Below are 16,014 nucleotides of genomic sequence, written 5' to 3'. Positions count from 1 at the left end.
ACTAACTATTATTTTATTTATCTAATGAGTTAATCCATGCAGCAATCTTTAAAGCTTCTGCTTTAGTTACCTGCGGCATTGGAGGCATCTCTGTAGAATAACCCGGCCAGTTTTGTGGTTGCGGATTATGGATTAAAGAATATATTTTTTCAGCTGAATACTTGCGTTTCGCTATCTCTACAAACGGAGGGCCGATTTGTCTTTTGGTTGGGTTATGACAAGCCAAACAAGTATTTTTTGTTAATAAACCTTCAACCTCTTTGTAAGTTGGCGTTTTAGTTGATGCCGTTGCAACAGCCTTTGCAGGTGTTGTATTGGTTGCACCTTTAGCCTCAGGTTTTGTACCGGTTGAGGCTTTCGGTTTCGCAGAAGGTTTAACTGGAGTTGCAGACGCTTTCGGACCAGCCTCAGAATTCCTTGTGCTTACTTCACTCGTTGATAACTTTTCGCCATCAGCAATTTGATTTAAAGTATAATAAGCTACCGGATGAACCAGAGAATAAAAACCTTCTTTATCACGAACACCGTCTAATGTTAAAGTGTGAATGTAATATTGACGAAGATTAGGGATAACTAATCTTGCTTTTAAGCCATCTTCTGAAACTTTTACGCCAGTAATTTTTAGCGTTTCAACATTTACCGGAGGTGAACCATAAACCGGGTGGTACTTATAGATAAAGCTTTCAGCTGCGTAAGAAGCTAAATCTTCGGCAGATTTACGGTCAACAGGCTTTGTAAATTCGATCTCGAAACCGTCAGGCATTGACCTTACCGCTTTCATTTCGAAGGGAACCTTATTTGTATACACCAAACGTTCTAAACCTTCGTTCGCATCGCCTGCTGAGCCCCAGCCGCGGTTAGTTTCGCCGACAAATAATGAACCATCATTTCCCCAGGCCATCCTTAACACACCGGAGCGGAAACCTTTTCTGAATAAGAAAGCCGCACCTTGCTCCTGGCCTTTTACTGTTTCAAGGAAGATTCTCGAAATGATACTCATCCCTTGATCCCCAGCTAAAATTTGTCCTGCGAATGGACCGAAAGTATTTTCAGGAATTTTAACCGGCTCTGATGAGGAAATACCTAAAATTCCATAAGGCAGCCAAACCGAAGGCAACTTCAATTCAGGGAACACTTTTTTCATATCAAAAAGCGTTTTGAAAGTTTCGTTTACTCTGTTTTCTGGCTTTATGTATCTACCTTGTTCGTTTTTAATACGGCGTTCATCAATATTCGAATAGAAAAAATCTGATGTTAATTTAACAGGTGAATCTGAACGCCCAGTCCATCTCAAACTTGCAGGATGTCCCATAAAATCGCCTTTATTAACTTTCCACAGGCCACCAGAACCTACCCAGTCGCCTTGATTTTCGGTATAATAAAACTGATTATCAATCATACCAATACCAGCAGGAGAACGGAAACCGGCTGCATAAGGCGTCATTTTACCATCTTCAGTAATGTTCATTGCCCAACCGCGCATTGGCACGCGGCTTTCACCTCTCCACCATTCTTCGTCACCAAAGGCAACGTTAGCAGTCACTAAAAACGAGCCATCAGCCGCAATTTTTGGCCCGAAGCTGTATTCGTGGTAGTGACCGCTTAAAGGCCATGCATAAACTGTTTCGTAAACATCGGCTTTACCGTCCATGTTTTTGTCAACCAATTTGGTTAACTCACCACGTTGAGCCACATAAAGTGCTCCGTTTTTTTGTGCAAGACCCAAAATTTCATGTAAGCCTGTTGCAAACCTACGGAAATAAGGTTTTATGCTTGTCGGATTTTCAACTATCCAAACATCACCTCTACGGGTCGAAATTGCTAAATCGCCGTTAGGCATTGTAACTAAACCACCAACTTCTAAAATCGGTCCTTCAGGTACGCGGACTTTACTTACTCTGAAAAAATCCTCTTCTTTTGGTGTTTCTTGGGCGAAAAGCGTTGAGAAACTCAAGCTGAGCGCCATTATTGCAAGTGTTTTAAATGTATATCTCATCGTAAATTTCAGACTAAAATAAAATAGAGTAATTTAATTTGCTTCCGATTGGTATAATCAGTTGTTTTTTACCGTTCAAATCTCTCACGATTGGTTTTTCACCATTCGGAAATTGTAAATAATAGGCCTTATCATCCACCACATACAAACCTTTAGAAACCTCGTTAACATCTGATACCTCGGCTAAAAGCAAATACAAATCTTTTGCCGGCTGCTCAAAAGAAATTTCTCTCGACAAGCCTTGTCCGTTTTCCAAAATTTTAATGGCATCGGTAACTTTGGTTCCATAAATTGTGTACTTAAATTCAGGATGATCCTGGTCGTCGAGGACATAGCCTTTTGTTCGGAAACCAGTGCCTGTTGTATCTGAAACCAAGGCGGCCTCAGCATTGGCCAATTTTGCAATGGCTAAAACAGGCTTTTTAGTGAAACGGGTTACACTTCCCATCGGGCGAGATGTACCGTTTCCACGACCGTCCCACATTGGGGTTGCATCCAGGAAACCGCCATGCCAGCCATGTAATAATGTTCCATTATCAAGGTCGTAACTATAAGCCGTTTGTTGCGGCCCGCCAACAGAAATGGCGTGTACAGAACGAACGCCTGGTACTACATCGATAAAACTACGAATCATTGTATTTATTGGTGCCTCAACATAGATTGGGTCGCCGCCACCGCCGCCACGACGGAAATTTTGAGCAGCCACAGCAGGAAGATCGGTAATTGAAATATTTCTGAATGCAATTGAACCGTGATCGCCTTGTAAGCGAATTGGTGCCATTGCCCTTTCTGTACCATACCCGCCTCTAGTTGCGCCCCAAAGCTCCACATTTTCATGTATGGTTACGCCGTTTAACTCAACGCTTAATAAGCGTGCATTGGCGATTTTTTTCCCAGATCCGTCAAATTTAGGCGCCTGAAATGCAATCTTTATGTGTTGCCACAAACCTGGTGCTTTACTCGCGTTTTGGCGCGGAGCAATACCACCATAGCCTTTTTCGCCCTCCGGTTTATCATTATCCCAACGCTCATAAACCCCGCCGTTATTCGATGATAACGGGTTTTTAACCGTCCAGGAGTCTTCCAGTTGAATTTCATAATTGTTCTGAAGATAGATTCCTGAATTGGTTCCCTTTGCAGTTAGATAATCTAACTCTAAAACCATATCTCCATATTCTTTAATTGTAGTTAAGTCGAATCCGGCTTTTTTGGGTGCTGAAATATTCAATAAAATCCCTGTTCCTTTGGTTCCCTTAATTGAGTTAACCTCATTTAAATCCACGGTTACATCACCTACTAAAGACCATGAGTTTCCTGGTTCTTTAAATGCGGATAGATCTGTAAGCGGAATATTCGGTTGCTGGGCAAATGCCATGCAGGTTCCTATAAGCCAGACGAAGGCGGTTGAACCTGTTTTTAAGACGCTAATCTTCATAATATTCGGTTTTGTTAGTAATGATTTTTATTTTTTCAACTTCCTGTTGAAGTTATCAATTTTTGTCGCGTTGAGCTTGTCGAAACCCTATAATTTTCGACAAGCTGAGGAAGACGATAATTTATTTATTTTTCTGTTGATAATGAATATGGAAAATCTGCGGGATTTGAACCTCTGTTTTTGTTAGGTACCGCGGTCATATTAAAATTTAACACGGCTCCTTTTTGTAAACCACTGTGACTAATCCAGTTTTTCGAATAAGGTTTTCCATCTATTTGCAACGATTGAACATAACGGTTATCGGCACTATTAGCGGCGGCATTTATAACCACTTTTTTCCCATTATCTAAAGTGAGCGTTATCTTTTTGAACAACGGTGCACCTAGAACATACTGATCTGTGGCAGGCGTTACAGGATAAAATCCCATTGCCGAAAACACATACCAGGCAGAGGTTTGTCCGTTATCTTCATCGCCACAGTAACCATCGGGTGTCGCTTTGTACATTCTATCCATGGTTTCCCGAACCCAGTATTGAGTTTTGTATGGTGCCCCACCGAAGTTGTACAAATAAATCATATGCTGAATGGGTTGGTTACCGTGGGCATACTGACCCATATTTGCAATCTGCATTTCTCGGATTTCATGGATGACGCCACCATAAGCACTTTCATCAAATACAGGAGGCATAGAGAAAACTGAATCCAGTTTAGTTATAAACTTATCATGGCCGCCCATTAATTTAGCTAAGCCGTCGATATCCTGAAATACCGACCAGGTATAATGCCAGCTGTTGCCTTCGGTAAAAGCACCGCCCCATTTAAAAGGGCTGAAAGGGCTTTGGAAAGTTCCATCCTGATTTTTACCACGCATTAGGCCAGATGCAGGGTCGAAAAGATTTTTATAATTCATTGCTCTTTTCTTGTAAATTTCAATTTCAGAAGCAGGGCGTTTAAGCGCTCTTCCTAATTGATAGATGGCAAAATCATCATAAGAATATTCCAAAGTCTTTGCAGCATTTTCATTTACCTTAACATCAAAAGGCACATAACCCAGTTCGTTATAGTATTTTACACCGTTGCGGCCAACAGCGGCCATCGGTCCTTCATTGTTCGCCCCGTGTTTTACAGCATCCCAAAGGGTATTGATATCATAACCACGAAGACCTTTTATGTAAGCATCGGATACAACAGAAGCCGAGTTGTTACCCACCATAATGTTAGCAAAACCAGGACTGCTCCATTCAGGTAAGAAACCACCTTCTTTATAATCGTTAATCAAACCCTCCTGCATTTCTTTATTTATCGAAGGATAAACAAGATTTAAGAATGGATATAAAGCTCTGAAAGTATCCCAAAATCCTGTTCCAGCGAACATGTAACCAGGTTTAATTTCACCTGTATATGGACTCCAGTGCATGATTTGGTTTTTTGCATCCAATTCATATAATTTATTCGGGAAAAACAATGTACGATACAGGCAAGAATAGAAAGTACGCATTTGATCTATGGTTCCACCTTCAACAGCAATTTTGTTTAGTGTTGTATTCCAAACCGCTTTTGCTTTCGATTTTGTTGCATCAAAACTATCGTTAGCCAGTTCTCTTTTCAAATTTATCTCTGCCTGGTCGAAGCTGATAAAAGACGATGCCGTTTTAGCAGTAACTTTTTCACCTTTTGCAGTTTTAAAACCGATTATTGCGCCAGTATGGTCGCTGGTAAGCTCCAAAGCATCGCCCAAAGTTTTGCCACTCCAGGTTTTAGCTAAAGTGAAGTCTTTATCAAAATAGATTACAAAGTAATTCTTGAAGTTTTTTGGTAACGGACCGCGAGCATATTTACTCGTATAGCCGATAATTTTTCTTTCTTTAGGGAAAATTTTGATGTAAGAACCTTTGTTTTGTGCATCAACTACAACGAAAGAACTATCTGTTTTAGGGAAAGTAAATCTGAACTGTGCGGCTCTTTCTGTTGGCGTAAGTTCGGTAGTCACATCAGCATCAGCTAAATAAACGCTGTAATAATAAGGCTTAGAAACTTCGGCTTTATGGCTGAACCAACTTGCGCGTTCATCATCGGCAAATTTTAATTTACCGGTAACCGGCATAATTGCAAAAGCACCATAATCGTTCATCCATGGAGAAGGCTGGTGGGTTTGTTTGAAACCACGAATTTTGTCAGCATCGTAAGTATAAGCCCAACCGTCGCCCATTTTACCTGTTTGTGGTGTCCACATATTCATTCCCCAAGGCACACCTACCGCCGGGTAAGTGTTACCATTAGATAAACTTGGTTTAGATGCCGACCCCATCAATGGATTTATCCATTCTACGGGATCAGTAATTTTGCCTACCTGCTGTGCGAAACTTCCCGTTGCCGCAAAACTTAATAAGGCGATGAATAGTTTTTTCATTATTTGTATATCAGTTTATGTGTTTACGCTCTATCTTCTCTCGTTATAAACCTGAAACTCGGCCAACTCTACCTGTTTATCAGCTTTATCTATTAGTATTCTCACCTTTTTACTCCAAACGCGGTTAAAACGATGAATTTTAATTCTTGACGGGTCAGTACCGGAAAGAATTAGCTTCCAAATACCATTGTCGTTATACTCTAACCTGTAAGCCTTAATATTTGCTTTTTTTTCAGCTATAACGATGGTATTGAAGGCTTCATCCCGCTTAAAAGAAACTTCATACCAGGGTTCTTTTACGGCCGGGTTCGACATCCAGGCCGTAGTAAAACTGTCGTCATTTGCGAAATCCATTATCCACATATCATCGCTCCAACTCGAATTGGCAGCCTGTTTCTTCGCTAAGTTAGATGAAATTATAGGAGCCTCTGAAACAGGTAGCGCTTGCACCGGACCAACATTATTCCATTTCGATCCGATAGCCGCCAATGTCGACAAGGCATTATCATCGATTAACCCATCTCGGTTCGGAGCAACATTTAGAATGAAATTACAATAAGCATCATTAAGTGGTTTAATCATTTTATCTACAAGGACATCGGCAGTTTTAGTGGGCACTGTTGGGAAATCAGTTTTCCAAAACCAAGCTGTATTTATAGGCAGACATGATAATGCAGGCAACTTATTACTTTCTTTTTGAATATGCTGCCCAGCGCCCTGCTCGTATGATTTTATGTCGGTGTAGTAAAGCGCCTCGGCAGGATATTTAGCTGCATTCAAATCCATCACCAAACAATCCGGCTGAATTGATTTAATTAAGCGATAAATTTCTTCAAAAGGAACATCATCATAGGAAATTCTAGACCATGGTGCATCCCAGCCATCAATAATCAAAGCATCAATTTTACCATAGTTAGTCATTAATTCGCTGATTTGAGCCTTTATGAAATCAATCTTTTCAGGCGTAATCTGACCGGGTCTGATTTTATGGTGGGTATCCAGAATAGAAAAATACAGCATTACTTTCAGTCCTGCCTTCCTAAATGATTCTGTATAGGCCTTTACAACATCCTTTTTGTAAGGGCTGCTCATCACACTATAATCGGTTGTTTTGGTATCCCAAATTGCAAAGCCACTATGGTGTTTTGTGGTTAGGCAGCCATAGCTCATGTTGGCCGATTTTGCCGCCTTGGCCCACTGGTCGGTATTTAATTTCTTTGGATTAAATATAGCAGGTGAGGCTTCCGGATCAGCCCAATCCTGATCCATATAAGTTGGAATGTTATAGTGAATGAACATCCCAAAACGCAAATCAACGAAATCTTGCTGGCGCCTGGCCAGACTGACCTGCTGTGCATCAGCGGTAAAAATCGAAGCATTGCCAAGCACAATAAGCAACAACAGTTTAAGGGAATTTTTAGGAATTAAAAACATTTGTAATTTTTTTCTTAAAGTTGTGGATTTTTAACGTAATCAGCCCAAAGTGCATCTAAATCTTTACCTGTCAGTTTTGCCCAGATCGATGGGGTATAAGTATGTTCCCTTAGCGAGGCGTCTATGGCTTTAATTGTTCCTGGTTTCACATGCTTTTCAATCCAGGTGAAAAACCTTGCTGTAATTCGATAGCTGTTTTTATAGCTGTGTTCCGGCTTAAGATCGGGCAGGGTCCATTTAGCGCCCGGATTGTCTACACCAAATTTGGAACGAACATAATCTGCGATGCCTTCGGTTAACCATCCCGGACCTACACTGCGGCCATAATCCTGGACAATGTGCATCACTTCGTGGGTTACCACATCGATATCCTCTGGGTGTTTAACCATCCAGTTGGAACTAAAAGATACCTTCCCATTGCTTGTTGCGGCAACACCTTTATAATTTGTATCTACAAAAAATTTAACTTCTTTTATTGTATTTGGATTGTATTCTTTGGCCAGCTTTGGATAAACCTCGAAAAATGTTTCGATTAAACGCTTTTTTAGTTTGGGATCCAATTGGGCAAAATTACTCTCAAAAGTAAGGGTGTAGCCCTTTTTCTTGATAACTTCCTGGGCGTACGATTGTGTGAATGAAACCACCGCAAGAAAAAATAAGACACTGAATAATGTTACTCTTTTCATTTATTTTAAAGGATTATAGGTTATAGATGATGGGGGCAAATCTGTTTTCCCCCAGTTTTTATCAGGCATATTGCCCATTACCAGATTAAGCACGCCGCCGTTTGTAAGTTCTTCGTGGGTAAACCATGAACGGTTCAAAACTTTGCCATTTAATTCCGCCCTGATAACATATTTATTTTCAGCCGAGTTGTTCTTCGCATTAAGCGTAAATGTTTTTCCGTTATCTAATTTTATTGATGCTTTATTGAAAACAGGGCTGCCAATACTATAAACAGGAACGCCAGGCGTAACCGGAAAAAAGCCCATCATAGAAAATACAACAAATGCCGTCATTCCGCCACCGTCTTCATCGCCAGGGATTCCAAAAAGGTTATCAGTATACCAGGTATCCATAAGCATTCTGATCCGCTTTTGTGTTTTCCACGGCGCCCCAAGGTAATTATAGATATATGGAATATGGAAACTTGGCTCGTTACCCATAACAAATTGCCCCACCAAACCTGTCGCATCCGGAAAGGTGTACCAAAGGTTATATTTGCTTCTGCCTAAGCTGGATCTAAATAAATCATCCAGTTTTTCTTCTGCCATTACTTTTCCACCCATCAATTCGAATAAACCGCTTAAGTCGTGTTTTACATCCCAGTTATAGGTGTAGGCATTATTCTCTGTAAAATACTCCCGTCCACCTTGCCCACCAGAAAATTTCGGGTCGAAAGGCTCAATCCAGTTTCCATCAGCATCCTTAGGCCAAACAAAACCCTTGTCAGCCCTGTATACATTTTTGTAGTTGGCAGCTCTGTTTAAAAACAAATTCCCGTCTTTTTCATTACCACTTGCTTTTGCTAATTGCGCAATACACCAATCGTCGAAACTGTTTTCCAGAGTAACCGAAACGCTTTGCCTTTTCTCAAAACCATGTACTTCTTTTACGGTTTCCTTTTCACCTGGTTTGAGTGCAGGCATATAACCTTTTCTCGCGTAAAAACTGTCTAAAGAAGTGGCGGGTCCGTTCCGCCAAGGCAATAAAGTTGCTTCTAGCGAATTCTTTTTAACACCTTCATAGGCTTTTTTCAAATCGAAATTGCTTACGCCCTTATTGTAAGCATCTAAAAACCATGCGGCGGCGTGATTACCTGTCATACATGGATCATCACCAAAAGTTAAAGCAAAAGACGGCATCCAGCCGCTCTGTTCATACATATCGACGTAGGATTGAATTTTATCACCTTCCATTTTAGGATTCAGCATGGTTTGCAAAGGTTCCAAAGCAATATAGGTATCCCAGAGCCAGTTATCCACAAAGAATGGCCTACCTGAAGTATGAATTTTTTTATCGTATGCGCTGTAATATTTCCCATATTCGTTGATATCAACCATTCTTTCATAAGAACGATATAAAGACGTATAGAAAACCCGTTTTTGCGCATCCGTTCCACCATCAATATTTATTTTCGATAATGCTTTGTTCCATGCAGCAGTCGCTTTTGTATGCACTTTTGCAATGTCCCAGTCCGGAATCTCTTTGGCTAAATTTTCTTTCGCCTGCGCTACGCTGATGAATGAAATGCCATATTTAAAAGAAACATTTTGAACCTGATTACTTAATTTTAATAACGCTTTATCTTTCTTTTGCCCATCCTGGTAAATAATTTCCAATGGCGTATTCGTTTCAGCATAAAAATAAGCTTTCATACCTCTAAATTCTTCAACCCCGCTGATGCTCATTTTACCATCCAGATTGATAACGCCCCGGTTAAGAATATTTAATCTTATGTATTTGCTGGATTTCGCAGTAAAACTGAGTTTGAAAAATCCTGATTTTGCTGCGGGATAAAAACTGAGGGCTGTGCCTTGGTCTTCCAATAAAACTTGGTAGAAATCAGGACTTATCTTTTCGTTATCAGACGTAAATTTCTTAGACCATGTTTGTTCGTTAACGGCACCAGTATAGGGCATAAAACCAAACAACCAATTTTGGCGGTGAGCAGAAATTGTTAATGGAAAATAAGCAATCTGATCATCGATCTGGTCTGCCCGAACCGGGAAAACCCTTATCATGCTATTCGGCAAATGGATGGCCGGACGCGTAGGCTCCAGGATCAAACCAACGCCGCCGATCCTTGGGTCGACATATTTAATATTAGACGGATTTTGTTGTGCGAAAACAACAGTTGCCTGCATAACAGAAATAGTCACCAAAATCTTAAAAAAACAATAAAATTTAACACCTATATACCGCATATGCTACTTTTCTTGAAGTGATTCCAATCCATTTTTCTTGCTCTATAAGCTACTAAATGGTTTTACTAATTATTTTTAAAAATTTGATTTATGTCGTTAATTTCTCCCAGTACTTATCAAATTACCCACAACGCTTTCTGTTGTAAAACTCAAATCACAACAGCTTGCAGAACCAATGAGTGAAGCATGCTCTTTCAGCTTGGTTACCTTAACGTCCGTCTGGATGTCGTTGCCCCTTAAAGTTGCGATTAACTCAGGTGAAAATGCTGCAAATGCGCTGGAGATATTGCCGCCCAAAATAACCACTTCAGATTTATATTTCTTGATCACCGGGATAAGAAACTGGGCTAAATTATATCCAAATTCCATAAATACACGGGTTACCAAGTGGTCTGTTGGCATTAGTTCCGTTAACTCCTTTACTCCATTAACCGTAGTATTACTCAATTGATGATAACGCTTTACGAACCAACGGGTGGATAAATAATCCTCCGCAATTCCATTCAAAAAAGGAGAATTCCATAAATCTGCATCTTTTGCAATACCACCTTCACTATATGATGAGCCTAAACCGGTACCCAGTGTTAAGCCTAGAGCGTTTGCGTTTCCTCTTGCAGCACCAGCAAAAACTTCACCCTGTAAAAAACCGGCCGCATCATTGATGAAATGAATGTTAGCCGTTTCCACAGCCAAACGCTCCGAAAGTGCTTGTTTGATATCAACTCCATAAAGTGATTTAAACTTATCTTGATCTTTTATCAACGATATGCCCTTTTCATAATTGAAAGGACCGGGCATTGCGATGCCGATGTGTTTAATTTGTTGGTTTATTTTCTTTAAACCTCCGTCTATAACCTCGCACCATGCAGCTAAAATATGCGCTGAAGTTTCCTGCGAGTCTACCGCGCTGCGTTTTATCGAATCCTCGATAATTGTTCGGCTTTCTAAATCTACCAGCGCTACTGTAATATGCGAACCGCCTATGTCTACACCTAATGCAACAGGTTTTACCATCGTCTATTTTATCTTTAATTTTTACCTGTAAATCGTTGATTATACATTGGTTAATTCTACTTGCTTAGAGAAAATGGTCTATCTTCTTCTAATTCTTTTCTTTCCAGGTTTGGTTTATCATCCATTTCCAGCTTCATAATACCGCCTTTTATAATATCGCTGTGCAATAAAAAGTTGCGGGTATAGTGCTCACCATTCAGCGTTGCTGATTTTATATAAACATTGGCGTCGCTATTTAAAGGGGCTTGAATTATAAATTTTTTTGAAGTGCCTAAATTAAGAGTTATTTTCTTAAACATCGGACTTCCTAAAACATATTCTCCGCTTCCCGGCGTTACACTATAAAAACCCATCGCGCTAAGTACATACCACGACGATGTTTGCCCCTGGTCTTCATCACCAGGATAACCATTTTCAGTGGCGTTATAAAGCTTTGACATTACCTCACGAGCATGAAATTGTGCTTTCCAGGGTTTGTTAGCATAGTTATACAAATAAACCATGTGCTGAATCGGCTGGTTACCATGTGCGTATTGTCCAAGGTTTGCCATAACCATTTCAGTCATTTCGTGTATCATGCCACCATAGGTACCAACTTTCACTTTATTGGGTTCAGTAAAAACGGAATCTAACTTGGCAACGAAATTTTTATTGCCACCCATTAAATTGATAAGTCCTTTGGTATCCTGAAAAACCGACCATTGCCAATGCCAGGCATTGCCCTCAGTGTATGGACCACCCCACTCTATCGGATCGAAATTCGGAGACCAGTTTCCGTTTAAACTCCTGCCCCGCATAAATCTTGTCGAATGATCATAAACGTTGCGGTAATTATACATCTGACGCCCGAAAATATCCATGTAAAATTTATTACCAGTCATCTCAGCCAATCGGTACCCGCAGTAGTCATCGTAAGCATACTCCAAGGTTTTTGCAGTAGCTTCACGATACTTTGGATAAGGAACGTAACCTAGCTCGTAATATTCCTTCCAGCCATCGCGGCCGTTCGCAGGGCCCCAGGGACCTTTATTCGTAGCTTCGTGAAGGTAAGCTTCCAGCGCTTCCTTTGGATCGAAAGTTCTGATTCCTTTTGCCCATGCATCAGCAAAAAGAGAAATTGCATGATTACCAATCATACTGCCGCCTTCGCTGGGAAAAGACCAGGAAGGCAACCAGCCGCATTGCTTATAAGCATCAAGCATGGCCTGCATGTATTGGCCATGCATTTCGGGCTGAACTAAAGTGTTTAAAGGAAACTGGGCACGGAAAGTATCCCAAAAGCCAGTGTCAGTAAACATATAACCTCGATGAATTTTTCCATCATACGGACTGAAATAATATGGCTTTCCTGAAGCATCAATCTCATAAAATTTCCTTGAAAAGAGGCTTGCCCTGAAAAAGCAAGAGTAAAAGGTCTCGGTATTTTCTTTCGAGCCGCCTTCAACTAAAATCTTCCCTAATGATTTATTCCAAACTTCAGCAGCCTTTGCTTTTGTTTGTTCTAAAGTTTTATCTGCACCGAGTTCGGTTTTTAAATTTAATTCAGCTTGCTCTAAACTAATGTAAGATGAGGCTGTTTTTATCTGAACCCGGGCCCCAGCTTCGAATTCTATATAAGCGCCTTTACCCAGTCCTTCTGCATGGGTTGAATCTGGGTTAATTTTGTTTTCCTTATTTTCCCAGGTTCCAAAAGCTTTTATAGGTTGATCAAATTTAATAACAAAAAAACTCTTCCATTCTTTTTTAAAGCCCTGCCCATTACTAACATAGCCGGTAATTTTTTTTTCCTTCGGATAAATTTTAACACCGCTGGTTCGGATATAACCATCTAAAACCAGGTAGCTTTTCTTACCTTTTGGATAAGAAAAACGAAGGTGAGCACCACGTTCGGAGGGCGAAATTTCGGTGGTTAACTGGTTATCGAATTTTACCTTATAGTAATTTGGTTTAGCGATTTCGTTTGCATGTTTAAATTTAGCTTCGCGCTGATTTTCATTAACTACCAAATTGTCTATCATTGGCATTAAAGAGAAAACAGCATAGTCCCGGGTCCATGAACTGCATTGGTGCGCCTGCTGAAAACCCCGTATTGCATCTTTAAAATATTGATACTTCCAACCATCACCGTTCTTACCAGTTTGTGGTGTCCATGTATGCATACCAAAAGGCAATGCCGTTGTCGGGTATGTATTCCCCCTAGTTAATTCATGTTTGGAGTTGGTGCCCTGCAAAGTATTAACATACTGAACCAGATCGGTTTGCTGCGCAAACGAGCTGATGTACAGTATACTAAAAAAAACAATTAATGAATGTTTAAATTTCATTTTGTTGACACTAATTTTTAACGCCCCATTTATCTGCTAACAATTTGATGAAATATCCACCAACAACACTTCTTGCCTGAAAACCCACCTTTGTACCAGTCGTAGTTTCATGCCAATCATTCAATGGCACGCGGCTTTCCGTTTTATTTGCGAACTGGTATATCGGTTTTACAAATTTCTGAAAATCAGCCTGGTTATCAGCTAAAGTTGCAGTCCACATGATCCAGTCGGATTTTGTATAAGTTTTACGACTGTCTAAGGGCAAACCAAAAGTATTCTGCTTGGTTAAATAGTAATTGATTTCCTTTTTGTAAACTGCTTCGGGAAAGAGTTTTAAGCCTAATAACTTGTCCCAAACCAGGTTATACTTCTGACTCCATGTATTTTTATCGTTAAAAGTTAAAGCGTAATGGTCGCCATCATCAGCCATTTGCTGCCATTTTTTAGCCATCTCTAATGCGATATTTCTGTATTTTGTCGCTTCATCAGTTTTGCCCAGTTGCTGAGCCATTTGTGCATATGCACCAAGCGCTACTATGGCTTTTACAGATAAATTTGCGTTTCTAGCGAGGTGACCGGCGAAATCGTCTGTACACAACTGGTTTGCCGGGTCAAAACCTTCTTTCGACAGGTAATCTGCCCAAATTGACATGGTAGCCCAATGTTTTTCGGCATATTTTGCATTTCCCTGTGCTTTAGTGATTGCTCCGGTTAAAATTATCATATTCCCCGCCTCTTCAACCGGCATATCCTCACCGTATGTCTGACCATTAGCAAATGGATAAGTCCCTAGATCGTGAGCTGGATAAGGTTTTTTCCATTTTCCGCTTTCTGAGTAATAAAAAATACCGTTGAGCATTCCTGTCAGTAATTCAGGATTGTAGATTAAATATTCAGGGGCAGAAGGATAGGTAACGTCTACCGTGTTAATAAAACCGCCACTAAAATTTTCTTTTGAAAGGAATAAGATATCACCATTGGGTGCGTAAACAATTTTGTGTGCAGCAATACTTTGTCTGTAAGCCAACTCACATAAATCTGCATACTCTGCACCACCAGCTTTCTTTGCATCAGCGTAAAGGCTGGCGTTGAATTCTGCACATTTTTTAATTACTGAAGGGAAATCTTTGTCAGCTTTAGCAAGTTGAACTTCGAATCGCTCACCCGATTTTTTCCAGATTGGATGTAATTGTGTACCGAAGTATTCTACAGATTTTAAATCATCATAACCCATCATTAGGTATTTTTCAACAGAATTGCCGGATACAGTACCGAATGGAATAATGCTGCTTAAATTTAATTCTTTAGCATTTACGATTGTAGCTGTCGAAGGATATCTGGAGCCCAGGAAGCTATTTAAACTTTCTGCTTGCTTATTAATATACTGTATCGCTTTAAATTTCTCCGGAACAGCAACATACATGTAACCCCAGTCAATTCGTAAATCATCACCTTTCTTTTTTAGAACAGGTTGATCGACCGTTCCGGCCCTTAAAATTGATAAATTGTTTGTCAGAGATTTTGTTGCCGTTACAGGCTGGTCTGCTGTGTTAACGGACAGATTTGAAGATGCACTGAAATATAAATCTACCTGGTGCGTTTTGCCATCAGTTGCTGCCGCCACATAGCTGATGTAACTTATTGGCCGTGCCGTAAGAGCGATGTCATTTAACAGAAGTGGCGAAGTAAAAGTAACATCTAATTTTACAGCACCGCAGGTAAAACTATATTTAGTTGTGGTCGCTTCAACTTTTACATCGGTTTGTTTAGCCAATCCGACGGTCGATTTCTGAGGAATTTCTTCTACAACACCAGCGTCGAGGTATCTGCCACCTGCAGTGTTTTTAACGTGAATAGCCAATAAATTTTCTCCTGAATTTAATATGCCTTCTTCAATAGGAATGTAGATGTATTCGTGAACCCAGCCTTCCTTTTTGTAAATAGATTTTCCATTAATGAATACTTCGACATCATCATCATGGTTTAACTTCAAATATTTTTTTCCCGCCGATAATTTAGCGATAGAGAATTTTCTTCTGTAATATAAATCGTCGCTATTCCATTTGGTTTTAGCAGATTTATCATCGCCAAAAGGCGCAATTCCTTTTTGCCATTTAACATCGTCAAATTTCTTTGTCATCCAACCTTCTGTTGGTTTATTAAATGAGTAAGCAGCCTGATAAGCAGTTTCATCCGTAGCAGGCAATATGCTTTTATATTCCTTGGATTCAGCACCTAAGAAACGGTAAAATTTGCCATCAACTTTCAGTATTCCTGTCAGTGATTGGTTTTTACCTGTCCAGTGTTTAGTAACAGACTGGTTAAGTTCATCTCCGAAAGACCAGATGCTGAAATAAGTGTCGTGTGTAATAAGTGGATAAGCGGGCGCCCTATCTTGTGCTACAGATTTGAAAAAAACTGAAATGCTTAACAGAAATAAAGTGCAAAATTTTATCATAATATATCTGGTTAA

The 16,014-nt window shown here is 40.1% G+C and carries 9 protein-coding genes; all 9 read right to left on the bottom strand.

Going from position 1 to position 16,014, the window contains the following annotated elements; genetic code table 11:
* Nucleotides 1–13: 13 nt before the first annotated feature.
* Nucleotides 14–1,996: a c-type cytochrome gene (locus ASF92_RS20425; protein ID WP_056097584.1), complete on the bottom strand. Its 1,983-nt coding sequence runs from the start codon at nt 1,994–1,996 to the stop codon at nt 14–16.
* Between the two features lie 13 nt (nt 1,997–2,009).
* Nucleotides 2,010–3,431, bottom strand: a complete 1,422-nt coding sequence (locus ASF92_RS20420) for a DUF1080 domain-containing protein (protein WP_056097583.1) — start codon at nt 3,429–3,431, stop codon at nt 2,010–2,012.
* 125 nt (nt 3,432–3,556) lie between these two features.
* Nucleotides 3,557–5,842 (bottom strand): GH92 family glycosyl hydrolase, encoded by a 2,286-nt coding sequence (locus tag ASF92_RS20415; protein WP_056097582.1) that lies wholly within the window; start codon nt 5,840–5,842, stop codon nt 3,557–3,559.
* Between the two features lie 30 nt (nt 5,843–5,872).
* Nucleotides 5,873–7,276, bottom strand: coding sequence for an alpha-L-fucosidase (locus ASF92_RS20410; RefSeq protein ID WP_056097581.1), 1,404 nt, complete (start codon nt 7,274–7,276; stop codon nt 5,873–5,875).
* 14 nt (nt 7,277–7,290) lie between these two features.
* The gene (locus ASF92_RS20405; protein WP_056097580.1) at nt 7,291–7,962 is read right to left on the bottom strand and encodes a basic secretory protein-like protein; all 672 of its coding nucleotides are present in this window, start codon (nt 7,960–7,962) and stop codon (nt 7,291–7,293) included.
* The gene (locus ASF92_RS20400; RefSeq protein WP_082489651.1) at nt 7,963–10,203 is read right to left on the bottom strand and encodes a GH92 family glycosyl hydrolase; all 2,241 of its coding nucleotides are present in this window, start codon (nt 10,201–10,203) and stop codon (nt 7,963–7,965) included.
* A 96-nt stretch (nt 10,204–10,299) separates the two neighbouring features.
* Complete coding sequence (locus ASF92_RS20395; protein WP_056097578.1) at nt 10,300–11,217, bottom strand: ROK family protein; 918 nt, start codon at nt 11,215–11,217, stop codon at nt 10,300–10,302.
* Between the two features lie 56 nt (nt 11,218–11,273).
* Entirely contained in the window at nt 11,274–13,541 is a 2,268-nt protein-coding gene (locus ASF92_RS20390) for a GH92 family glycosyl hydrolase (protein ID WP_056097577.1), read from the bottom strand.
* A 10-nt stretch (nt 13,542–13,551) separates the two neighbouring features.
* Complete coding sequence (locus ASF92_RS20385; protein ID WP_056097576.1) at nt 13,552–15,999, bottom strand: glutaminase family protein; 2,448 nt, start codon at nt 15,997–15,999, stop codon at nt 13,552–13,554.
* Nucleotides 16,000–16,014 lie beyond the last annotated feature (15 nt).

The sequence above is a fragment of the Pedobacter sp. Leaf176 genome, assembly GCF_001424305.1.
Classification (GTDB): domain Bacteria; phylum Bacteroidota; class Bacteroidia; order Sphingobacteriales; family Sphingobacteriaceae; genus Pedobacter.
This window is presented reverse-complemented; position numbering and strand designations above follow the sequence as displayed.